Source organism: Enterococcus sp. AZ063, from assembly GCF_051715045.1.
Taxonomy (GTDB): Bacteria; Bacillota; Bacilli; order Lactobacillales; family Enterococcaceae; genus Enterococcus_D; species Enterococcus_D casseliflavus.
In genome coordinates this window covers 2241456-2263962 of the sequence record NZ_JBIOTA010000001.1, presented here as the reverse complement: position 1 = coordinate 2263962, position 22507 = coordinate 2241456, and the positions used below count along the sequence as shown (strand labels likewise).

Genomic DNA, 22507 nt, shown 5'->3' with positions numbered 1-22507 from the left:
ACAATGTTTTGGCATTTTTATAAATACCGCACAAAAGTGTTGCTGCGAAATAAATCCATGCTGTTTTGGACGTTGGCGTTTCCTATCCTCTTAGGTCTAATGTTTATGGCTGCCTTCTGGGAGATCGATCAAGCGGGCAATCTAGAAACGATCACAACGGGGATCGTAAAGACTGGAGATCAATCAGCGCTTTCGGAAAATTTTTCCACCGTCCTTGAACAAGTAAAAATCAATGAAAAACCATTATTTGAACTCGAGGAATTACAAGAGGCAGAGGCAGCTGAGAAGCTGACTGCCGGTGATTTAGCTGGGTATTATCTGATTGATGATGAAACCATTTCTCTGCATGTGGGCCAAGCGGGCATGAGCCAGTCGTTGATGAAAAATGTAATGGATCAATTTTTACAACGCACAGCAATCATTGCTAGTAAAGCGGCAGAACTTGAGAGCCTTGATCTGGCACCAATTCTATCGGCTTTTGAGCAGGAAGCGACTTTTCAAGAAGTGAATGCTGATCGTGACATGAGTTTCAAAAGTTTCTATTTCTTTACGTTGATCGGGATGGCGATCCTCTACGGGACGATGTGGGGTGTCCGCAATGTCCAGGATCAGCAAGCCAATCAATCCGCGAATGGTATTCGGCTTTCCTTGATACCAAGGAAACGGACATTGGTTTCAAGTGCGAATTTAGCGGCAAGTTTTACGATTGTGTTAGTCGAAATCTATCTTATCTTAGCCGTCTTTCGTTTTGTCTATCAAGTAGACTTCGGCGAACGTTGGCAGTGGTTACTGCTGGTTGCCGCATTAGGATCATTGTGTGCGATTTTGCTAGGGACATTGATTGGGAATCTGACACCAAAAATGAATTTGGTGCAAAAGGACGGAATTTTGGTCTCCGTGACGATGGCAATGAGCTTTTTTGCCGGGATGATGGGCTCGGAACAAATCAAGTATTGGCTTGATCTGCATGTGCCACTGTTGGGGCAAGTGAATCTCGTCAATTTGATCAGTGAAAGCCTGTATCAATTGTACTACTATACAGATTTGACTAGCTTTTATACCAATCTTCTATGGCTGACTGGCTTTATCGTCCTATTTGCCATCGGGAATGCTTGGATCGAAAGAGGGGTGCGCTATGACGCTTTATAAAACGATTTGGACTTTGCTTAAAGCAAATAAGTCGAACTTACTGATTGGGGTATTGATCACTGTTGTTGTCACATTCTTTTATGCACAAAGCATCGATGTCGAAAACACCTCTTTGCAAGAGGCAAAAATTGCTTTGATCAGTGAGGAGGAGTCGCCTGTCGTGGATGGTCTCCGAGCCTATTTAAAAGAAAAGCAAACCTTGGTCACGTTGGATGGCACCTCGCAAAAAGAAATTGATGATGCGCTTTATTTTAATCGTGTAAACATTGTCTTGCATGTGCCAGCAGATTTCACTTATCAAGTTGAGGCAGGCAAGATGCCGACGATCGAGATTCAAAGTCGACCCGATGCCTTTTCTAAAACAGTCGTCACTCAGCAAGTGAACACTTTTTTACAAACAGTCCTTTTGTTTCAGGAGGAAGGCAAAACCGTCGCAGCGGCGATAGAACAAGCGCAATCTGCACTAGCGGTCACAGGGGATGTGAAGCTGAGTGCAGAGTATGGGCAGCGAATGAAAAAACTGTTGACTGGCATGACCTTTAACTTATTGTCTTATGGGCTCTTTCTCTCGGTATTTAGCGGGTTTGGTGTGATCAACTTGGCATTCAATCGCAAAGAAATCAGCAAGCGAAACCAGAGTGCACCACTTCCGAAGCGTGTATTGCAGCGGAAAATCCTTCTAAGTTTGATCAGCTACTCGCTACTCTTGACCTTCGGCTTTCTACTACTGATGGTGTTATTAGTGATTCGCACGTCTTGGGATACAGCAGCCTGGTACCACATTTTGAATACGTTCTTGTTTTTATTGCCAGTTATCAGCTTTTCAGCTTGTGTCACTTCCCTGGTGAAAAACTCAGAAGCAATCGGTGGGATCAGCAATATCTTCATAACAGGAAGTTGTTTTGTCGGTGGTGTCTTTGTATCCGCGAATTTCCTGCCAGATATCGTCAATAAAATTGCAGCGTTTACGCCAACCTATTGGTTTGTACAAAACAATACATTGATCAGTGAAACCCTCACTTATAATCAAGCGTTCACAGAATCTTTTTGGTTCAATGGCTTCGTACTAGTTGCTTTTGCTGCCGTATTTTCAATGCTCCAATTTATTTTGGGAAGAGAAGGAAGCCGTCGTTGGCAATACCATTCGGCGAAAAATTAATGATCGAACGGATAGAAAAACGATACAAATCAGCAGCGATTTGTATCGTTTTTTTATGGGCACCAGAATAATTGTGAAGCCGTGGTAAAGGTAATATCAAAGGGGCGTTGCCCCATTTCCTCGCCATCTTCTTGTCCATGTTGAGGAACGGGGGAGATGATTCTCAGCTTCGAAGTGGAAAGATGGTGAAAGTAACGTGAATTCATGTGTTTCTTTCGCATCAGTAAGCCGATCAGCCAAAAAATCTTAAAAAGCGACACACGTTCGACAAGAACGAAATCAAACTTTTTCTCTTTGACTGAAGCGGTTGGAGCAATCGCCACACCGCCGCCAAAGTAAGGATGATTGGTCGTGGTACATAAAAAAGCTTTTTTGTAACTGAACTGCTGCCCATTGCACTCAACTAAGATCGGGAAGCCTTTTTGGCGAAACAAAACCCGAATAATCGCAGCGATATAGGAAAAGGAGCCAAGATTAAACTTATTTAGATTGCTTTTTGCCACAGAGTGATTGGTGGTATAGACGATTGCCGCATCAAGACCAATTCCGACATTATTAAGAGCAATGCCATTTTCTTCTTGGATCTGCTCCTCATAACGGATAATGGTCAATTCTTGAGGCTTAGTAGTACCAGCAATTTTCCAAAATGCTTTTTCTGGTTCCCGCGGCAACTCGATACTCCGAGCAAAATCATTTCCTGAACCAGCAGGGATATAGGCAACGGGGATTTGTTGTTGTTCAAGTTGTAACTCTGAAACTACTTGGTGCAACGTTCCATCACCGCCGATAACCACCAATAATGGATAAAGCATCTCGCCGTTTTCTAAATAGACCTCATCCCAAGGAATGAGGCGCTCTTTTAAGAGTTTTCGTGTAATCGTTCGTTCATCACCTGGAGACTTTGTTAAATAGACTTGATGGGGGAAACGATGTTTTTTTACGATTTTTTGCACACGTTCCACCGCTTTTTTTCCTCGTCCACTGCCTGAGACAGGGTTCACGAGGAAGTGATAATAATAGTTCATTTTATGAATAGCTCCATATCGTTTTTTCGTTCAATGCGATTAATTATAGCATGTTTCGACAGAAGGAGGGGGGACGATGCCTGAAAAAAAGAGCAAAAAAATAGATTCGACGATTGTGCTTTCTAGGTTCTCAAAGGTTCTTATGTCCACTTTGATCCTCAGGTAACGATGCCCATCGCCGAATCCTATTCAATTAGTAAGGAGTAACGGCTCTATAATTTATGGGACTGATGAATCAGAATTGATTCTTCAGTCCCATTTTCATTTTAGGTATTAAAAAACATATCGTTCTCTAGTATGATTAAATCACGACAAAATAAACAAACTGAGAGGACGATATGCTATATGAATGATTCTATCAAAAAAATGCTGAGAATAACAGAGAAAGATTTGATGATTACAGAGGTCTCTTACGAGACCCTTCAGAAGAAAAAGACGTTGGTCGTCGATGCTGTTCTCTCGCCTACTCCTCGTGCTTGTAGAAGTTGTGGTTCTACTGTGGTAGATGGAAACGGGAAAGCAATTATAGTGAAAAATGGAAAAAAGGAAACGATTGTCCGTTTTGAACAATACAATCATATGCCTTTGGTTATGCGCCTAAAAAAGCAACGCTATACCTGTAAAAACTGTCGCACCCATTGGACGGCTCAAAGTTATTTTGTCCAACCCAGACATTCAATCGCAAATCATGTTAGATATAAAATTGCTTCTTTACTGACTGAAAAAGTATCTTTATCTTTTATTGCGAAAAGCTGTCAGGTATCTTTGACCACCGTTATTCGTACATTGAAAGAGTTTAAAAGCTATTTACCAAAGCAATCTAAGAAGATCCTCCCCAGAGTATTGATGGTTGACGAATTTCGTTCGCATGCTTCCATAGAAGATAAGATGAGCTTTATTTGCGCGGATGGCGAAACAGGAAAATTAATAGATGTTTTGCCTACGCGTAAATTACCTCGATTAACAAGCTATTTCTTAAAGTGTACCAATCCAGAAGAAGTAGAATTCTTGGTGACAGACATGAACGCCGCCTACTTCCAGCTCACCAAACGTGTTTTGCCAAATGCGAAAGTAGTGATTGATCGGTTTCATATTGTCAAACACATGAATCAAGCGTTCAATGAGTTGCGTATCCGTGAAATGAATGAACTTCGTAAAGCAGGACAGAAAAGCCAGGCAGAAAAACTGAAAAAGAACTGGCGCTTTTTGCTAAAAAATCGTGCAAACATCAACCATTATGAATACAAAACATGGAAAAGTTTCCGAGCACCAAAATACCCATTTCTTACTGAAGCAATGATGATTGATCGATTGCTTGAGTTTTCTACGCCCCTAAAGGAGGCGTATCCCTTTTTTCATGAATTAGTTGAAGCCTTTCGAGACAAAGACCCTGACTTATTTTTCTCCTTATTAGCAGAACTTCCCGAAACGTTGGATGACAGCTTTCGGGAAAAGCTTCAAAACCTTCTGACCTATGAAGAAGGCATCACCAACGCAATGATCTATCCTTATTCCAATGGAAAAATAGAAGCGAAGAATACCCACATAAAGACAATGAAACGAGTATCCTACGGATTTAAATCATTCGAGAACATGAGAATTAGAATCTTTTTGATCAATCAATTAATCAAAGTAAGATAACAAAAAATCTGAGCCAGAATGAGGTTCATTCTGACCCAGATTTGATTTTGCACAACTCATCAGTCCTTATTGACAAAGAGCCGGAGTAACTCAAATTCCCACATCCTTTGTCTTTTATTCTAAGTTGACAACAATTCTTTTCTTGCAGAACCTGCTTCGTCTGCTTTACTGGGAATCCTTGCTCCTTACACTTACAGTATAGCAGGTTTTCCTATTTTAGCAATCGCTTACAATGTTTACTTTGTGCATTTTAGAGAATTTTAAACTTTCTAAAGGAAAGGTAAAAATAGTAGCAACTTCCTCTTTTCGCACCAAACTCGGAAGCTGTCGTCCAAGTGTTCCCGAAGTGAGCAAGCTGTGAGAAGGCAGGCATTTAAGCTGAAATTTTTTTTTGAATTTTAGTTCATATTAAAATAATTATAAAATGTCTAATTATCTTTTTATTAATATTTCTTCCGTTTTACTTGTTAAAAAAATGCGATAGGAGTAAATTAAAGGTGTAAAAACTTATTTTAGGAGGAATTAGGATGTGTACTGCGCTAACGTATGTAACGAAGGATCATTATTTTGGCAGAAATTTTGATTACGATGTTTCTTATAAAGAAGTGGTGACCATTACTCCGAGAAATTATCAATTGAAATTTCGCAAAGTAAGTGAAATAGATCACCATTATGCGATGATCGGGATTGCTGCTGGAGTCGCTGAATACCCACTCTATTATGATGCGGTCAACGAAAAAGGCTTAGGTATCGCTGGTTTGAATTTTCCAGAAAATGCTGTATACAATGAGTTTCAAGAGGGGAAAGAAAATGTCACGCCTTTTGAATTCATCCCATGGATACTAGGACAATGCGCTACCGTGGAAGAGGCAAAAGCCCTGTTGGCGAAGGTTAATCTGGTAAAGATCAATTTTAGTGAAGAACTACCATTATCGCCATTGCATTGGATGATTGCTGATAAAAAGAGCGCCATCGTTGTTGAGAGTATGAGTGATGGTCTTCATATTCATGAAAATTCGGTCGGGGTCTTAACGAATAATCCGCCATTTGACTACCAGTTATTCAATTTGAATAACTACCGTGTGTTATCATCGAAAACACCAGAAACGCATTTTTCTGACAAGCTGGATTTTGATGAGTACAGTCGTGGAATGGGGGGCTTAGGTCTTCCAGGAGATCTTTCTTCGATGTCTCGTTTTGTCAAAGCGGCATTTACCCGATTGAATTCCGTTTCTGGAGAATCTGAATCCGAAAGCATTAGTCAGTTTTTCCATATTCTAGGTTCTGTCGAACAGCAAAAAGGACTATGTGATATTGGAAATGAAAACTATGAATACACGATTTATACTTCTTGCTGCAATACAGATAAAGGGATCTATTACTATCGTACGTATGAAAATAGTCAAATCGTTGCAGTCGATATGAATAAAGAAGATTTGGGAGGCAATGTACCGATTTCTTATCCATTAGTTGAAGACCAACAAGTATTTTTCAGTAACTGATCCATTTTTAAAACCCCATCTCAATGCCGTTTTGAGATGGGGTTCTTTTTCTGCTTTGTTTCAAACCGAATCGCTCTGACTCGGTGTTGCCTTCGTTTGTGCAGTGCGTTTATTGGGAAATGGGAAAAAGCGATTCACCAGTATGGCGATCGTCATGCCTATGAAGCTGTCAATAATCCGATTAAAGGCATACAAGTATGATTCAGTTTGAGGAATCATAAATAAAATCGTCAATAGTGTGGCACAGGCGCCAACTGTTCCCTCGGAGTAATCAAATTTGACCAATAAAGCGATCATCAACATGATCACTAAAGGGATCGCAATGATTTGTATAACGGACGAATGTCCGAAAAAGTTAAATATCGCAATACAAAACACGGAAGCGATTGCGCCAAAGCTGTTGCCGGCAATCCGATGTTTCCCGTATTTGACAGTGTTTTCATGGTCTTCTCGTAATGTGAAAACAGCTGTGATCGTCGATACAACATACGTTTCACGATTCAAAAGAAAACTAATCAAAATACATAGAAATACACTAATGCCAGTTTTTACATTTCTTAAGCCAAAGGTCAATCCAAATAATTTCAATCATGCCATCCTCTCAAAACAATTTCAACGAAATAGATTATACCATATCGCAAGCACTCATATTTTAGATTTTCAGAAAAATGAACAACGATTCTTTCATCGTGCGTTGAGAGGTAAATTCTACCAGTAGTCGAAAAGCTAGTTTTATCCTATGCACTTATCAACTTTGAGTATTGAAAGGAATACAATAAGTAAACCTAACTTAAAATGAATTGATTTTCGCATTCCTCGTTTAAAGCTCCTTTCCATTTCCATGAGTGATCCTTCTTTTGATTTTTCAGTCCTGTTATCATTTATATAAGTTGTTTTGATAAAAAACTACTTATTGTTTATAAAAAGTTTGTTTTTTAGATATTATATTGAGATAATCAAAAATAAGGATGGGATAAAATGAAAAAAGTTTCTGTATTACTTGTTTTCTTACTTGGTTTTGTTGTTTTTCCAGTGACAGTTTTCGCTGCTTCTTCACCGAGCGTGAGCTATCAAACGAATGTCCAGTCTCAAGGGTGGCAATCATGGAAAACAAACGCTCAGACGTCAGGGACTACAGGAAAAGGGAAGCGACTTGAAGCAATCAAAATAAAAATTACAAACGAAAAATATAAAGGAAGTATTGAATATAAAACATCCATTCAGAAACAAGGATGAGAAAAATCTTTTAGAAAAAATGGTGCGCTATCTGGTACAAGCGGTAAGGGGCAACGTTTGGAAGCGATCCAAATCAAACTTACCGGTGAGATCGCTAAATATTATGATGTCTATTATCGAGTCAATGCACAACAATTTGGCTGGATGGGCTGGGCAAAAAACGGGCAGTCCTCAGGAACTTCTGGCTTTGGCTTTCAATTGGAAGCAATTCAGATTAAGCTGGTAAAAAAAGGTGGGAAAGCACCTGGAACGACGAATAATGGCTTTCGAGATGGACGAAAAAAATATGTAGATAAACGGGGCAAAGGGTTGATCAAAGGGTCAAAACAAAAGATTTATCACCTGCCGGGCAGTCAATACTATAAGAAAACGACCAGTCCGATTCGTATGTTCAAGACAGAGGTGGAAGCTTACAAAGCGGGCTTTCGACCAGCTAAATAGAGAAAGACTCAGTCAATGTGTACACAATCGGGCACTTGAAACTGGTTCGATCACTATAAACAATTCCTTCACCTCAGCGGGAAAGGAGTTTTTTATTCCATAGTATTTTTTGCTAGATATGAGGATTCACAAAGTAAGTTTACTGGCTGCCCGCTTTATAGGCTGATCCTTTTTTTAGCGAGGTTTCAGCACAAAGCTACCATCTTCATCGTTCATTCCTTCAATAAATGTAAAAATAATATTTTTACCATCTCTTTCAAGGAAGAAGTAGGACATCTCAGTTTCATATTCTGGATCTTGCATCACTAGCTGATTGTCTTCAAGGGTATAGTTGTAGGTATACTCGAATTCTTCCCAGACTACCCCATCAAAAGCTACTCCAAGCTCTTCCAGTTCATCATCTTCTTCTGATTGTAGCGAGCTATTATCGGTACCAATAGTAAGATTCGTTTCACTAAATGTGGCTGTCATCACTGCATACTCACCATCATCATCATCTATCTCAATAAGCCAGTCATTTTTTTGTAAGTCTTCTTTTGTGATATTTTCATTACCATTACCATTTCCACAACCAACAGCTATGACCATCAGAAGGAGAGTTATTAAGCTGATCGCTATTTTTTCATTATTACAACTTTTCACCTTTTTATTTTTGTTTATTTGAGTATATTGTAACATATTTATTGCGTACCTCGTTAAAGTAAAAAAATATGATTATCCATCACGTGATTTGCGACATCGATTACAAGTGCTTCTCTCCCTTCTTTTTTTAGTTTTGCTATCTGAAAGATCAGCATGACTAGCGGTACTTTTTTATTAGTAAGCGTAGGCTTTGCAAGAGTATTTCTCATTGAGTTTGCTTTCCAAAAGTATGCTTTTATTGGAAGCCGAAAAGAAAAGCTACCCCATGAGCCGTGACTAGCTTGTTTAAGTAGAATAAAGAAGCACTGAATGAATGGCAATCGGTGAGAAACTTGACTTAGAAAAAGCTTTTAAGGTGATTTAGAAAAGGATTTGGCTGGTTTAACATTGATATATGGCTATTAATGTGTATAATAAGTACTTGTGCGAAGCGCACCGCGGTTCATCAACCATCCCGCGTAATCAAAACTCGGAGAAAGTAGGGATCAAATGGAAAAATCAACAAATCTAACCAATCAACGTTTGCGTGTCGTCGCAGCCAATGGGATCATTATGGCACTTTATGTTGCTGTAACGGTTCTGGTCGCACCAGTCGCCTCAGGAGCGATTCAATTCAGAATATCTGAAGGGTTGAATCACTTAGTCGTTTTCAACAGAAAATTGATGTGGGGTGTCGTCGGTGGGGTCGTTATGTATAACTTGTTCTTTGGAATGGGGATCTTGGATGTCGTATTCGGCGGTTTCGGAAGCTTTTTAGCCTTAGGAGCAACTGCCTTGGTACATAAGAAGATTCCAAATGTTTTCTTAAGACTCGCATTTAATACAATTGTTTTTTCATTAAGCATGTTCCTGATTGCGATTATGCTAAACATCACCTTAGCATTACCTTTCTGGCCAACCTTTGCAACAACGGCATTGAGTGAATTTATCGTGATGACGATCACTGCACCTGTGATGTATATCATCAATCGTGCCGTTCGTTTCGATAAGCGCGTTTAAAAAAAATCTTGTTTTTTGCTTTGATGGTTCTCAAAAAACAAGAAAAAAGATCATTCCTTTCTTTCTTAGGAATGATCTTTTATTTTATTCTGCTTTTAGGTCTTCGATCTCCACAACTTTGAAATTTTTTGCTTCCAGTTGAGAAACGATCTTGTCGCATAATTCTTTTGATGTGTTCGCTGGTAAAGTGATCATCGTACGACGGATAAATTCATCTTTACCGATATCCAGTGTAATACAGCTGGCAATACTGCTGTATTTTGCGATTATTTTTGCGATGACTGCTAAGTCGCCTTGTTGACCAGTTGATGCGATCGTCAACACATAGCTTCCTTGCTCAACACTCCATGACTGTGACAACATGTTCAACAAAGAACTGTGTGTCAAGATGCCATAAAATTGATTGTTTTCATCTAATACAGCAATATAAGGCAATTCTTTGATCGTGAAGAAAACGTTAAAGAAAGAAGAATTGACATAAATAAATTTGGTCGCATTTTTTAGTAGATAAGTGACTGGCAAAGTCATGTCGCCGCCGTTTGCTTTGTGGCGATAAATGTGCATTTTATAAATATTTCCTCTGAAAATCTTGCCTGATTCATCTAGGATAGGCACACAACGATAACCAGATTCTTCCAAAATTGCCAGCGCTTCTTCTAAAGTAGCTGTTTCTTTTACCGTTGTTAAATCGCGTTTTTTGTAAACCATTGTTTTTAATAACATAATTTTCCCTCCCAAATACCCATTTAACACCATTATCATACCACAAAATTAGAAGAAACTATATTTTTACGACAGAAAATCAAAAATTGACACATTCTTAAATAAATGGTATTTTTAGTGTTGGAAAACTTTATAAAAAGGGGGAGGACACTAAGATGGCAACAAAAAAAGCTGCTTTGGCTTGTTCTGTCTGCGGATCCCGCAACTATTCAAAATCAGTCAGTGAAGGTAAAAAAGGCGAACGCCTTGAAATCAACAAATTTTGCAAGTATTGTAATCAATATACGTTGCATCGTGAAACGAAGTAAGGAGGGAATCAAATGAAATTTTTGAAAAATGTTGTTGAAGAAATGAAAAACGTTTCTTGGCCATCGAAAAAGCAATTACGTAAAGATACCTTTGTGGTGATTCAAACAACCATTATTTTTGCATTGATGTTCTTTGTGATGGACACACTGATTCAAACAGTCTTCAATTGGATCCTAAAGTAAGACTTCTTACTGATAGCGCTAGTCATTTATCGCAAATCATGCTATAATCGCTTTGAGGAAAAACTTCGGTGCAGCTGAGGTTTTTTTATTTTACAAAAAGATGGGGAGTCCGAAAAAAATGGAATCTTTTGAAAAAAATTGGTATGTACTGCATACGTATTCTGGCTATGAAAACAAAGTAAAAGCGAACCTAGAGTCACGTGCACAAAGCATGGGTATGGGTGATTATATTTTCCGTGTCGTCGTTCCCGAAGAAGTAGAAACAGAAGAAAAAAACGGCAAAACCAAAGAAATCGTTCATAAAACATTTCCTGGCTATGTATTAGTTGAAATGGTCATGACGGATGAATCTTGGTACGTTGTACGTAATACTCCTGGGGTAACAGGTTTCGTTGGTTCCCATGGTGCAGGAAGCAAGCCAGCGCCTTTATTACAAGAAGAAATCAATTCAATTTTACGTTCGATCGGTATGAGCACTCGGACAGTTGAACTGGAAGTAGAAATTGGCGAAACCGTCAAAATCATCGAAGGTGCGTTTTCTGGTCTAGAAGGACAAGTAGCAGAAATCGATGAAGAAAAACAAAAACTAAAAGTGAACATCGATATGTTCGGTCGTGAAACGAGTACAGAACTTGATTTTGAGCAAGTAGATAAGATTTAACTACTGGATTCACTAGCAAGAATGACTCTTTTACGGTAAAATAACAGTAATGAGAATAAAGTGGACCAATTCGTTGGCCCACTTTTTTTCTCAAAATAAGTAAGCGCTTTATAAGAGGAAGGGGTCCTATGTCAAAACTAGTCACTTTTTTTAGAGTAAAGTTTCACAATGATTTTCATCCCCATGGTAAAGGGATGATCTCTGTACATAATGGATATAGCTTGTTATTTCTTTTCAATTTGCTGCTATTTTTCTTTGCTATGTTGTTTTTTGATCCAATGGTGGCAATCGAAGAGCTCAAGTTGATTTTGTTTTCGGAAAGTCATTTAGTCACCGATTATATTGCCATGACCTCGGTAGGGACGGCTTTGTTAAATAGCAGTCTGATGACCTTTGTAGCGATCTCGATTTGCTATCACTATCGGGTACCGATCACGGGCGGTGCAGTCTCTGCGATCTTCATGGTGACTGGCTATGGTTTTTTTGGAAAAAATCTCCTTAATTTTATCCCAATATTTTTAGGCGTTCGACTGTATTCGTATTTTATGAACGAACCATTGAAAAAATTTCTGTTGATCGCCCTCTATGGGTCATCGGTTTCCCCAATCGTCAGCTATTTTGCTTTCAATGATTCCTTACCACCATACTTTAGTCTAGTGATGGGGTATGGCATTGGGATCTTCACCGGTTTTTTGATGGTTCCTATGGCCTTATACTTTCAAGCGCTGTTTCAAAGCGTCAGTCTATACAGTGCGGGATTTACTTCAGGGATGCTATGTACACTGGTCGCTGCCATCTGCCGAATGTTTGGCTTGACGATCGAGCTAAGAACATTAGTATCTCAAGAGCAGCAACCTCGATTGATTTTTATGATGCTGGTTTTAGGAGGGGTATTCGTCGGCTATGGCTTGTTGATGGCGATCAAGAAAAAACGATTGAATATGCGAGCGATTTGGTCGCATAGTGGCAAAATCGAGCGAGATATTTTAAGGGATACTGGCGTTTATAATACGATGATCAATATGGGGTTAATGACATTCTTGTTAGTGGCTTACGTTGTCAGTATTGGAGCGGTTTTAAATGGACCAGTTATCGGTGCGATCTTTTGTGTCATCGGCTTTTCTGCTTGTGGCTCTCATGTGTTTAACTCGCTGCCTTTATTGGCAGGGGTGACGATCGCCAATCTATTGAGCGTATACACCATCAACGAGACGGTTACAGTCACGTCAGCGATTTTTGCGATGATGCTCTGTGCAGTAACGAATGCCTATGGCTGGAAAGGCGGCTTGGTGGTCGGTTTTGTCCACGCCTCAATGGTACTGAATATTGATTTCTTACATGGAGGTTTGAATCTGTATAACAATGGTTTTTCTGGCGGGCTCGTCGCCATGATGATCATTCCCTTATTGGATCTCAGCAAACAGCTCTGGCAAAAATCAGCCGATCAGGCACAAGCTACCCAGGAAGAAAAACCACAAATGGACTTGAAAGCACAAGAAAGCGAGCAGCCATTGGTCACGTTGGATCAAACAGAAGGGAAACCTAAATTTTCCGAGCCTGTGAAGGTATTAAAACCCGTTGCCCAAAAGAAACACTATAGGTTAGGCGAGTGGGAGTAGAAAAACCGCCAATGTCGTTTGTTACTTGTTTAACAAGTGTGGATTACTTGTCTTTTCGTCGCTGGAAATCATGGGAAAATGAAAACCAACCAAGAACAAGCAACGATTGGTTGTTCTTGGTTGGTTTTTATTCGTGTTCGTTTCTAAAAAAATCAACGATTGGCTTCTAAGATTTCTGCCTGCAAGCGTTGGGCAGTCGGTGTCATGGCTAGACCGCCTTCAGCCGTTTCCTTGAAAATGCTAGGCATTTGGCGACCGACTTGATACATCGCTAAGACCACTTCATCAGGTGGGATAACACTTTCGATTCCTGCCAGTGCCATGTCGGCAGAGATAAAGGCTTGGGAAGATCCCAGGGCATTGCGCTTCACGCATGGGACTTCGACTAAGCCCGCGACAGGGTCACAAATCAAGCCCATCATATTTTTGAGGGTGATCGCCACCGCTTGAGCCGCTTGGTGAGGGGTGCCACCTTTTGCACAAACCAAAGCTGCCGCTGCCATTGCGCTAGCAGAACCGATCTCCGCTTGACAACCGCCTTCGGCTCCAGAAATCGAGGCATTGTTGGCAATCACTAGACCAAAGGCGCCGGCTGTAAACAAAAAGTCGACTTGTTGCGCTCGAGTCAGTGCCAAACGTTCACGTACGGCCATCAAGACACCAGAAACAACACCCGCACTACCGGCGGTCGGTGTTGCACAGATCAAGCCCATTTTCGCATTGACTTCGTTGACTGCAATGGCATTTTGGACCGCTTGTAGAATGGTTTCTCCGCTTAAAAAATCACCGGCAGCAAGGTAGTCGTTCATGCGTGTCGCATCGCCGCCGGTCAATCCCGTCACCGATTTTACACCAGCGACACCTTCAGCGACTGATTGTTCCATAACAACTAAATTCTTTTCCATGATTGCAAGGATCTGTTCGCGACTACGGCCAGTATTTTCAGCTTCGATCGCAATCATCATCTCTGCAACGGAAGGATAATTTTTACTCTCTGTTACTAATTCTTCTATTGTATAGAACATGTGCCTTTTCTCCTTTAATCAAAATACGCAGCGCTGTAAACGTGTGGCAAAACTTTGATTTGTTGCGCCAGCTGATCATTGCGCTGATCGACTTCGATGATCATGATTGCTTTATCACCGACAGCTTCTCTTGTTACGGTCATCGTACCGATATTGATTTGAGCCTCTGATAGTAAATTGGTTACTTTTGCAATCATTCCTGGAACATCTTGATGAACGATCACATAAGTTGGCGTACCCAGCGTCAGAGAAATTTTGAAGCCGTTAAGCTCTGAAATTTGAATATTACCACCACCGATCGAGATACCAGTGACAGAAAGTTTGTGGCTACCTTTTGTCAAAATCATCTTGACCATATTTGGATGTTCCGCTTTTTCTTTTTTAGGAACGAATAGGACTTCGATCCCTTTCTCATAAGCGATTTTTAAAGAGTCTGCTAGGCGAGCATCATCTGGCTCCATGCCTAAAAGACCGCCAACTAACGCAATATCGGTTCCATGACCGCGATAGGTTTTGGCAAACGATTCATACAAAAGGATATCAACACTGTCTGGCTGTTCGCCAAAAATACTGCGAACGATTTTTCCGATCCGAGCCGCACCGGCTGTATGAGAACTGCTGGGACCCACCATGATGGGACCGATTATATCAAATACACTGCGGTATTTTAATTGTTCCATTTTTTTCACCTCGATAGTAGTAAACGAATAGGGAAGAATTCCAGTAGTAGTGTAGCATAAAAAAATGAGAGAATGAAAAAAGCAGACCAAAAGCAAGGGATTTTTATTTATTTTTTTATCAAAGGAATGACGAAAAGCGATGGTGAGTATTTTTTCAAAAAAATCAGCTGAAAAACCTTGAATTATTCCTTAAAGATGCTATAATATTCCAGTGTGCTTTCGTCACACGTTTTTTGTGTGTGCACATGAATCACCAAAGTGGGAGGAGAAATTTGGATCTCCAATTAACCACATCACGGACTCAAGGAGGTATGTCTCGTGGCAAAAAAAGTAGAAAAAATCGTTAAATTGCAAATTCCTGCAGGTAAAGCAACACCAGCTCCACCGGTAGGTCCTGCGCTAGGTCAAGCGGGTATCAACATCATGGGATTCACTAAAGAATTCAATGCTCGTACAGCTGATCAAGCAGGTTTGATCATTCCAGTAGTGATCTCTGTATACGAAGACCGCTCATTTACTTTCGTTACAAAAACACCACCAGCAGCAGTATTGTTGAAAAAAGCAGCAAACGTTGAAAAAGGTTCAGGCGAACCAAACAAAACAAAAGTTGCAAAAGTTTCACGCGATCAAGTAAAAGAAATCGCTGAATTGAAAATGGAAGACCTAAACGCAGCTGACGTTGAAGCAGCAATGCGCATGGTTGAAGGAACTGCACGAAGCATGGGGATCACTGTAGAATAATTACAGCCCTAAGGAAGTAGCTTCTCAGTCGGCTTCATATTGAAAAATATGGGACACGTGGGAGGTTCTACCGTTATAACCACATCAAGGAGGAAACAAAATGGCTAAAAAAAGCAAAAAAATGCAAGAAGCATTGAAAAAAGTTGATGCTACAAAAGCTTATTCAGTTGAAGAAGCAGTAGCTTTGGCAAAAGAAACAAATATTGCAAAATTCGACGCAACGGTTGAAGTTGCTTACAAATTAAACGTAGACCCTAAAAAAGCGGATCAACAAATCCGTGGCGCGGTTGTATTACCAAACGGTACTGGTAAAACACAAACAGTTTTAGTTTTTGCTAAAGGCGATAAAGCCAAAGAAGCAGAAGCAGCTGGTGCTGATTTCGTTGGTGACGACGATATGGTTCAAAAAATCCAAGGTGGCTGGTTCGATTTTGACGTTGTTGTTGCAACGCCTGACATGATGGCTACTGTTGGTAAATTAGGTCGTGTGTTAGGCCCTAAAGGTTTGATGCCTAACCCTAAAACTGGTACAGTAACAATGGACGTAACAAAAGCAGTTAACGAAGTTAAAGCTGGTAAAGTAACTTACCGTGTTGACAAAGCTGGAAACATCCACGTACCAATCGGAAAAGTTTCATTTGAAGATGACAAATTAATCGAAAACTTCAAAACAATCCATGAAACATTGTTGAAAGCTAAACCTTCAGCAGCAAAAGGTCAATACATGAAAAATATCTCAGTTACAACAACATTTGGACCTGGGATCCATGTAGAACAAGCTTCTTTCTAATTTAATACAAAAATTTAAAACTTTTATTGACTTGACTGCCTTATCTATGGTAAGGTAGTCAAGGTTAAAAGTTTAACTGTACCGAAGACAGTAGGTGGCATTTGCCTTAATTTCCTACCGAGGACGTTTATTGAGAACCTTCAATAGTCCCTCTATGTCTACGGTGGCATAGAGTTTTTTATTGTCTTTTTTTAAGACATAGGAACCGTTCGTTTCGAAGAAACTCTTCCATCAAAATCAGGAGGTGAAATATAAATGAGTGAAGCAGCTATCGCTAAAAAATCCGCGATCGTTGATGAAGTGAGTGAAAAATTCTCTGCAGCCGCATCTGTAGTCGTTGTTGACTACCGTGGACTAACTGTTGATGAAGTAACTCGCTTACGTAAACAATTGCGTGATGCAAACGTTGAGATGAAAGTTATCAAAAACTCAATTCTTTCTCGTGCTGCTGAAAAAGCTGGTCTAGAAGGTTTAGGTGAAGTATTCACTGGTCCTACTGCCGTAGCATTCAGTAACGAAGACGTTGTTGCACCTGCAAAAATCATTAACGATTTCGCAAAAGACGCAAAAGCTTTAGAAATCAAAGGCGGTATCATCGAAGGCAAAGTTTCTTCATTGGAAGAAATTACTGCATTGGCGAAATTGCCAAACCGCGAAGGACTTCTTTCTATGTTGCTATCTGTGCTACAAGCACCTATCCGCAACGTGGCTTACGCTGTCAAAGCAGTGGCAGAAAAAGAAGAAGATGCAGCATAATTGCCGCATGATTTTTCAGTATTAAAAAACTAAACTACTTACTTAAATGGAGGAAAACAAAATGGCATTGAACATTGAAAACATTGTCGAAGAGCTAAAAGGCGCGACAATCTTAGAATTAAACGATTTAATTAAAGCTATCGAAGAAGAATTTGGCGTATCTGCTGCAGCTCCTGTAGCTGTAGCTGGTGGAGCTGGCGATGCTGGTGCTGCTGAAGAACAAACTGAATTCACTGTAGAATTGACTGCAGCTGGCGATCAAAAAGTTAAAGTTATCAAAGCAGTTCGTGAAGCAACTGGCTTAGGCTTGAAAGAAGCGAAAGCAGTCGTTGACGGAGCTCCTTCAGCAGTTAAAGAAGGCATCTCTAAAGACGAAGCTGAAGCATTGAAAGCAGCTTTAGAAGAAGTTGGCGCTTCAGTAACAGTTAAATAATTTTTCTTAGTGTCAAATCCTTTTGTATGAAGGGATTTGGCGCTTTTTTTTTAGTACATGAAATTCCTGCAAAAGGAATAAGCAGCGATCCCCGTTTCTTACTAGCGAGGATCACTGCTTATTTTTTTCGGAATTGTTGGAATAGAAACACAAAAATAAAAAAGAAAAATGCTTCCCACAATGTTGTGGTCCAGCTAAAGCTGCGGTTGATACCAAAAACGAGATTACCGATATTGGAAACCACCAAATACAATGCTGTTGCAAGCAAAGAATAGCCGAGTCGTTTACCCATCATTACGCCTCCCTTTGCTATGATTGTAACAAGTCGAAAGAGTTGTGGCAATCAATTCTCTCCTGATGGAAAGGAATTGGTTGGCGGAAAGAGAATAAAACGAACGATCACAGTGGACCGTTCGTTTTATGATGGTCTATGGGTGTGGCTATTTCAATGGGACATCAAAGATCCAACCTGTTGGGGCCGCAATATCTCCAAATTGAATGCCGGTCAATTGATCATACAATGCTTTTGTTTGTGGACCAACTTCCGTTTCACTATAGAACACATGAAAATCCTCACCGTTTTGGATCCCGCCGATTGGGGAGATAACAGCAGCTGTTCCGCAGGCACCCGCTTCGACAAACCGATCCAGCTCATTAAGATAAACATCGCCTTCAACAGGGGTCAATCCTAATGAGTGTTGCGCTAGATGCAGCAATGAATATTTTGTGATACTTGGCAAAATAGAAGGAGATTTTGGTGTCACAAATTCATTGTCAGCCGTGATTCCGAAAAAGTTAGCAGAACCGACTTCTTCGATTTTGGTATGCGTTTCTGGATCCAGATAGATGCAGTCGGAAAATTTCCGCTGATGGGCTTCGTATCCAGGCAACAGACTCGCAGCATAATTTCCACCAACTTTGGCTGCGCCAGTACCATTTGGTGCAGCGCGATCATAATCAGAAACAATGAAATTGGTCGGTGTCAATCCGCCCTTAAAGTAAGGACCGACAGGCATACAAAAAACCGTAAAAATATACTCTGGTGCTGGACTGACACCGATGTTTTCTCCGACCCCAATCAATAGAGGACGAATATACAAGGTGGCGCCGCTGCCATAAGGCGGAACATATTCCTGATTTGCTTTTACTACTTGTTTTACCGCATCTAAGAAAAAGTCCTCAGGAACCTCTGGCATGCGCAGGCGATAGGCACTGCGATTCATCCGTTTGCTATTTTCGTCTGGACGGAACAAATTGATGCCGCCATCTTTTCTTCGGTAGGCTTTTAGTCCTTCAAAACATTGCTGTCCATAATGAAGAGCGGTTGATCCCTCGTGGATATGCAGATAATTATCCTCGGTAAGTTCGCCTTCATTCCAAGAACCGTCTTTCCATGTTGCCAAAAAACGCCATGGCGTCTTGATATAAGAAAACCCTAAATTTGACCAATCGATTGTCATTCGTTCACACCCTTTTTTAATTTTTCTAAGTATAGCACTTCAGAAAAGAAATGTCATTATTTTCTGAAAATTCTTCTGTAAGAATAGTTGGTGACATTGACGTGTAAAGGATAGGGAAGTGCTATTTGCTTGTACGAGTTCCCCAGTTTGTTTTTCTATAAGTTCTGTGCTTCAATGAGAGTATAAAAAAACAAAAAAGGGGGAACGTTTGTGATTGAGGAAGTGTTGACGGACAGTCTGGGGATCGCTGCTGCGTATCGACGATTGAAACCAATCATGATCCATACACCACTTGCACCAAGTAATATTTTAGGCAAAGAAAAAGAGGGCGCGATATTTTTGAAATTAGAAAATCTACAGCGTACCGGCTCCTTTAAAGCACGGGGGGCGTATAACAAGCTCGCTTCATTGACTGATGCAGAAAAACTTCGCGGTGTCATCGCCTGTTCTGCAGGGAATCATGCGCAAGGTGTTGCTCTGGCCGGATCGTTACTGGGGATCAATGTCCGAATCTTTATGCCATTAACGGCTGCTAAAACAAAAATAGAGGCGACAAGAAGCTATGGCGCACAAGTCGTTTTAGCAGGAGAGACGTTTGATGAAACCAAACAACTGACAGTAGACGCCATGAAAGACAGTGGCGAAGTTTTTGTCTCTCCCTTTGATGATCGTGCAGTAATGGAGGGGCAAGGAACGATTGCGATCGAACTGTTAGAGGATCTTCCAGATGTTGATAATGTCATTATTCCCATCGGCGGTGGTGGGTTGATCGCTGGGATGGCTTTAGCCTTAAAAGAACTTCGTCCAGAAGTCAAAATCATCGGCGTTCAATCCTATGGCGTTTATGGTATGATCGCATCGATCTGGCAGCAAAAGCTGGTAGCCAATCGTCGCAGTAGAACGATTGCCGATGGCTGTGATGTTGCTTTAGCAGGGGAGCTGACCTATGATGTTTTAAAGACCCGTATCGATGAAACGGTCTTAGTTGAAGAATCCGACATCGAACAAGCGATCCATTACTTGGCTTTGAAGGAAAAAGTCATTGCAGAAGGTGCTGGTGCATTAAGTACAGCGGCGATTTTAAGCGGACAGATCGATCATTTACTTCGAGGAAAGAAAACTGTGGCTTTGGTCTCCGGCGGCAATATTGATTTCTCTGTGTTTAAGGAAATGATTTGAATAAAAAGCATACTCAAGTAAAATCGATGAGGTGCATTTGAAATTATCAAAAGGATCTCTATATCTTTACCTTCGATAGGGTCAAAATCATTGTGACGATAGCTAAAGGATCTTGTCGATTCATGGTATGAATAGCAGTAAAAAAAAAGAGTTCCCGTTTGAAGGAACTCTTTTTTACATTCAAAACAACTATTCAACGATTAGAAACTGCGTCCGCCGCCGCCGAAAGTACCGCCGCCAGAAGAGTGGGTCGTACTGCCGCCGCCACCGCCAGAAAAACCGCCGCCACCGCCGCCTCCACCATTATTCGAAGGACGGGGGATTCGTCTGGTTGTGACAAAGGAGTTGACTAAGCGATCTTCTTTTTGGGTTAGATCAATACTTGATTTTTCTAGATAGTTAAATTTGTAGCCACCCATCTTTAATTGGTAACGGGATTTAACAATGATGAAAAAGGCGATACTGATCACTGCCGCGATCGCTAAGCAAATAGCAATTTCTAGTGGCGTCATCACTTTGTAATAAGTAATTTTTCCGGTATCACGATCGATACGATAATGATCGGCAGGAACACCCGCTTCCACAAAACCTTCTGCTTTTTGCAGATAGACCAATGCCGCTTGATAATAATTTCCCTCTGCCATCTGATCAAATACCGCATCAAGTAGCTTGTCTAGACGTGAATCGGTGAGGTAATCGATCATGTTTCCAGAAGTCGAAACGTGAAATTTACGTTGCGACATATCGATCACCAAAGCGGATCCGTTGTTGTCGTTGCCGATCCGTCGTGAAAGATACCGATCAGTATACAACTCGATATCTCCCGTGTTGCTGTTCGTTGTTTGAATAAACACTTCGCCTTTGATCTTCGCATTCAGCGCTTCTGCTTCTTCATTTAACTTCTGGATCTCTTGTTCGGTAAAAAGTCCAGCGTGGTCTGCGACTGTCTCTTCGGCTGCAAAGGCGGGCAGGGTGGTGAAGAAAAAGCCAACCAGCAGAAGCAACAAATAAGATAGTTTTTTCATAAGAAATACGCTCCAATCAATGCGAGGATGGTCGTTGCCGCGAAAATTGCGCCACTGACGATTCCCAAGCGTTTGTAACTGATCGGTAAAACACCGCTGACTTTTCCTGTTTGCCCATTCATCGCATAATAAAAGGCACTCTTGTTTTCATCATCGGCTCGATAGGTCACTAGCCATACAGGAAGCAAAACGTAATTGTTTTCTTCTTTTGTTAGATTGATGGATCGATTGTTGCGTTTAAAACTAGTATAGCCATTGACGGTACCTGCTAGCAGATTTTCAGCATACCCCGATAATTCGTTTTTGACTTCGTCGGAAAGATCAATGTATTCAATGTCTCTTTTTTCTGCTTGGAAGCCGGCTAAATACTGACTGCGAAAATTAACAGCTTTTTCAAGGGGAAACGGCTGAACGCCAGTCACCATTTTTTGCTGAACATTTTTTGACAACGCATGCTTGAGTAATTCGTTTATTTTGATTTTGCCTCGTCGCAAGACGTCGTATTGTTTATGCTCGGTATATTCAATGTCACCCACTCGCCAAATTCGCAAGGAGGTACCCATTCCTGAAAGGGAGCCGTTCATCTCGGCATCGACGACCCAATAAGGGAAGTATACGCCAGTCAATTTCTCTACTTGTGCTTGGTCGAAGAAATCCCGTGGGACGAATTTTTTCTTTTGCGCCCATTCTAAAAACTTTTGCGTTGCTTCTTCTTTTTCGATCGCAAAGGGAAGGACTTTGTTTGGCAAAAATTCTCCCGAAAGCCGTCCAGATAAAACGACCGGGTTATGGCAAAAGTAGCAATAGGTTGCAGCTGTAGTTGCATCCGTCACGATTTCAGCACCGCAGCTGGGGCAGGTGAAAAGGTCCATCTGTCCCGCTTGTGCATTGGCTTGTTGCTGCACTTCTTCTTCAAGGCTCGGCTCCGTCACTGAGGCAGCCGTGGCATCTACAGAAGAATCAGCGGCCATTTGCGCTTCTTTTTGCTTTTCTTCAAAGGCAGTGACTTCGTCTTCAGTAAAAATACTCAGACAAAATGGACAATGAAATTTTTGATCGCCAGGATCAAAAGTTAAAGCGCCCCCGCAATTGGGGCACTTATGTGTGATAACATCCATCAGCAATCCTCC

26 protein-coding genes, 1 pseudogene and 1 other annotated feature are annotated in these 22507 nt (G+C 40.8%); of the genes and pseudogenes, 17 read left to right on the top strand and 10 right to left on the bottom strand.

Features of this window, described 5'->3' with window-relative positions:
* Window positions 1–3 precede the first annotated feature (3 nt).
* Both IGK61_RS10470 and IGK61_RS10465 read left to right on the top strand, forming a co-directional pair.
* On the top strand, window positions 4–1149 hold the full coding sequence (locus IGK61_RS10470; protein WP_060792251.1) for an ABC transporter permease: 1146 nt from the start codon (window positions 4–6) through the stop codon (window positions 1147–1149).
* On the top strand, window positions 1136–2308 hold the full coding sequence (locus IGK61_RS10465) for an ABC transporter permease (protein ID WP_010749441.1): 1173 nt from the start codon (window positions 1136–1138) through the stop codon (window positions 2306–2308). The genes IGK61_RS10470 and IGK61_RS10465 overlap by 14 nt, the downstream gene beginning before the upstream one ends.
* Before the next feature lie 53 nt (window positions 2309–2361).
* Here the strand turns inward: IGK61_RS10465 and IGK61_RS10460 are convergent, their stop codons facing one another.
* Window positions 2362–3333 (bottom strand): diacylglycerol/lipid kinase family protein, encoded by a 972-nt coding sequence (locus IGK61_RS10460; protein WP_060792252.1) that lies wholly within the window; start codon window positions 3331–3333, stop codon window positions 2362–2364.
* 345 nt (window positions 3334–3678) lie between these two features.
* Between IGK61_RS10460 and IGK61_RS10455 the strand changes: the two genes are divergently transcribed.
* The gene (locus IGK61_RS10455; protein WP_271822259.1) at window positions 3679–4974 is read left to right on the top strand and encodes an ISL3-like element ISEfa11 family transposase; all 1296 of its coding nucleotides are present in this window, start codon (window positions 3679–3681) and stop codon (window positions 4972–4974) included.
* Window positions 4975–5501: 527 nt separating this feature from the next.
* Complete coding sequence (gene bsh / locus IGK61_RS10450; RefSeq protein ID WP_060792253.1) at window positions 5502–6476, top strand: choloylglycine hydrolase; 975 nt, start codon at window positions 5502–5504, stop codon at window positions 6474–6476.
* A gap of 60 nt (window positions 6477–6536) precedes the next feature.
* On the opposite strand, the gene IGK61_RS10445 is transcribed toward bsh, so the two are convergent.
* A complete protein-coding gene (locus IGK61_RS10445; protein WP_074535165.1) occupies window positions 6537–7064 on the bottom strand; it encodes an FUSC family protein in 528 nt (175 codons plus the stop codon).
* 390 nt (window positions 7065–7454) lie between these two features.
* On the opposite strand from IGK61_RS10445, the gene IGK61_RS10440 reads away from it, so the two are divergent.
* From IGK61_RS10440 to IGK61_RS10430, 3 genes and pseudogenes are all read left to right on the top strand, one after another.
* Window positions 7455–7712, top strand: a complete 258-nt coding sequence (locus IGK61_RS10440) for a hypothetical protein (protein ID WP_074535166.1) — start codon at window positions 7455–7457, stop codon at window positions 7710–7712.
* 21 nt (window positions 7713–7733) lie between these two features.
* Window positions 7734–7790 (top strand): annotated as a pseudogene (locus tag IGK61_RS10435) (hypothetical protein); the annotation flags it as partial.
* Window positions 7770–8153 (top strand): sunset domain-containing protein, encoded by a 384-nt coding sequence (locus IGK61_RS10430; protein WP_081343849.1) that lies wholly within the window; start codon window positions 7770–7772, stop codon window positions 8151–8153. The pseudogene IGK61_RS10435 and the gene IGK61_RS10430, both read left to right, overlap by 21 nt.
* Window positions 8154–8327: 174 nt before the next feature.
* On the opposite strand, the gene IGK61_RS10425 is transcribed toward IGK61_RS10430, so the two are convergent.
* Complete coding sequence (locus tag IGK61_RS10425) at window positions 8328–8831, bottom strand: hypothetical protein (RefSeq protein ID WP_074535167.1); 504 nt, start codon at window positions 8829–8831, stop codon at window positions 8328–8330.
* 453 nt (window positions 8832–9284) lie between these two features.
* Between IGK61_RS10425 and IGK61_RS10420 the strand changes: the two genes are divergently transcribed.
* Window positions 9285–9794 carry a QueT transporter family protein gene (locus IGK61_RS10420; protein ID WP_074535168.1) on the top strand — a complete coding sequence of 170 codons (510 nt, stop codon included), beginning with the start codon at window positions 9285–9287 and terminating at the stop codon, window positions 9792–9794.
* Between the two features lie 84 nt (window positions 9795–9878).
* Here IGK61_RS10420 and cbpA read toward each other — a convergent pair whose 3' ends face one another.
* On the bottom strand, window positions 9879–10517 hold the full coding sequence (cbpA, locus tag IGK61_RS10415) for a cyclic di-AMP binding protein CbpA (RefSeq protein WP_005229762.1): 639 nt from the start codon (window positions 10515–10517) through the stop codon (window positions 9879–9881).
* Between the two features lie 155 nt (window positions 10518–10672).
* On the opposite strand from cbpA, the gene rpmG reads away from it, so the two are divergent.
* From rpmG to IGK61_RS10395, 4 genes are all read left to right on the top strand, one after another.
* Window positions 10673–10825, top strand: a complete 153-nt coding sequence (rpmG, locus tag IGK61_RS10410; protein ID WP_005229764.1) for a 50S ribosomal protein L33 — start codon at window positions 10673–10675, stop codon at window positions 10823–10825.
* A gap of 12 nt (window positions 10826–10837) precedes the next feature.
* Window positions 10838–11008 (top strand): preprotein translocase subunit SecE, encoded by a 171-nt coding sequence (gene secE, locus IGK61_RS10405; protein ID WP_005229766.1) that lies wholly within the window; start codon window positions 10838–10840, stop codon window positions 11006–11008.
* Between the two features lie 118 nt (window positions 11009–11126).
* Window positions 11127–11669: a transcription termination/antitermination protein NusG gene (gene nusG / locus IGK61_RS10400; protein WP_005229769.1), complete on the top strand. Its 543-nt coding sequence runs from the start codon at window positions 11127–11129 to the stop codon at window positions 11667–11669.
* Window positions 11670–11797: 128 nt separating this feature from the next.
* Window positions 11798–13288, top strand: coding sequence for a DUF1576 domain-containing protein (locus tag IGK61_RS10395; protein WP_015509956.1), 1491 nt, complete (start codon window positions 11798–11800; stop codon window positions 13286–13288).
* Between the two features lie 152 nt (window positions 13289–13440).
* Here the strand turns inward: IGK61_RS10395 and sdaAA are convergent, their stop codons facing one another.
* Complete coding sequence (sdaAA, locus tag IGK61_RS10390) at window positions 13441–14313, bottom strand: L-serine ammonia-lyase, iron-sulfur-dependent, subunit alpha (RefSeq protein ID WP_010749448.1); 873 nt, start codon at window positions 14311–14313, stop codon at window positions 13441–13443.
* Window positions 14314–14327: 14 nt separating this feature from the next.
* Complete coding sequence (sdaAB, locus tag IGK61_RS10385; RefSeq protein WP_005229781.1) at window positions 14328–14993, bottom strand: L-serine ammonia-lyase, iron-sulfur-dependent subunit beta; 666 nt, start codon at window positions 14991–14993, stop codon at window positions 14328–14330.
* A 318-nt stretch (window positions 14994–15311) separates the two neighbouring features.
* Between sdaAB and rplK the strand changes: the two genes are divergently transcribed.
* From rplK to rplL, 4 genes are all read left to right on the top strand, one after another.
* A complete protein-coding gene (gene rplK, locus IGK61_RS10380) occupies window positions 15312–15734 on the top strand; it encodes a 50S ribosomal protein L11 (protein ID WP_005229787.1) in 423 nt (140 codons plus the stop codon).
* A gap of 100 nt (window positions 15735–15834) precedes the next feature.
* The gene (gene rplA / locus IGK61_RS10375; protein ID WP_005229790.1) at window positions 15835–16524 is read left to right on the top strand and encodes a 50S ribosomal protein L1; all 690 of its coding nucleotides are present in this window, start codon (window positions 15835–15837) and stop codon (window positions 16522–16524) included.
* A 63-nt stretch (window positions 16525–16587) separates the two neighbouring features.
* Window positions 16588–16714, top strand: a sequence feature (ribosomal protein L10 leader region).
* 65 nt (window positions 16715–16779) lie between these two features.
* Window positions 16780–17280, top strand: a complete 501-nt coding sequence (gene rplJ / locus IGK61_RS10370; RefSeq protein ID WP_016610861.1) for a 50S ribosomal protein L10 — start codon at window positions 16780–16782, stop codon at window positions 17278–17280.
* A gap of 61 nt (window positions 17281–17341) precedes the next feature.
* Window positions 17342–17713, top strand: coding sequence for a 50S ribosomal protein L7/L12 (gene rplL / locus IGK61_RS10365; protein ID WP_003127081.1), 372 nt, complete (start codon window positions 17342–17344; stop codon window positions 17711–17713).
* Between the two features lie 118 nt (window positions 17714–17831).
* On the opposite strand, the gene IGK61_RS10360 is transcribed toward rplL, so the two are convergent.
* Both IGK61_RS10360 and IGK61_RS10355 read right to left on the bottom strand, forming a co-directional pair.
* Window positions 17832–18005: a hypothetical protein gene (locus IGK61_RS10360; RefSeq protein WP_005231922.1), complete on the bottom strand. Its 174-nt coding sequence runs from the start codon at window positions 18003–18005 to the stop codon at window positions 17832–17834.
* A 148-nt stretch (window positions 18006–18153) separates the two neighbouring features.
* Window positions 18154–19173, bottom strand: coding sequence for a branched-chain amino acid aminotransferase (locus IGK61_RS10355; RefSeq protein ID WP_005229799.1), 1020 nt, complete (start codon window positions 19171–19173; stop codon window positions 18154–18156).
* 210 nt (window positions 19174–19383) lie between these two features.
* On the opposite strand from IGK61_RS10355, the gene IGK61_RS10350 reads away from it, so the two are divergent.
* Window positions 19384–20352 carry a pyridoxal-phosphate dependent enzyme gene (locus IGK61_RS10350; RefSeq protein WP_074535169.1) on the top strand — a complete coding sequence of 323 codons (969 nt, stop codon included), beginning with the start codon at window positions 19384–19386 and terminating at the stop codon, window positions 20350–20352.
* 200 nt (window positions 20353–20552) lie between these two features.
* Here the strand turns inward: IGK61_RS10350 and IGK61_RS10345 are convergent, their stop codons facing one another.
* Window positions 20553–21377 carry a TPM domain-containing protein gene (locus tag IGK61_RS10345; protein WP_074535170.1) on the bottom strand — a complete coding sequence of 275 codons (825 nt, stop codon included), beginning with the start codon at window positions 21375–21377 and terminating at the stop codon, window positions 20553–20555.
* The gene (locus IGK61_RS10340) at window positions 21374–22495 is read right to left on the bottom strand and encodes an ATP-binding protein (protein WP_074535171.1); all 1122 of its coding nucleotides are present in this window, start codon (window positions 22493–22495) and stop codon (window positions 21374–21376) included. Before IGK61_RS10340 ends, IGK61_RS10345 begins: the two co-directional genes overlap by 4 nt.
* Window positions 22496–22507: the final 12 nt, after the last annotated feature.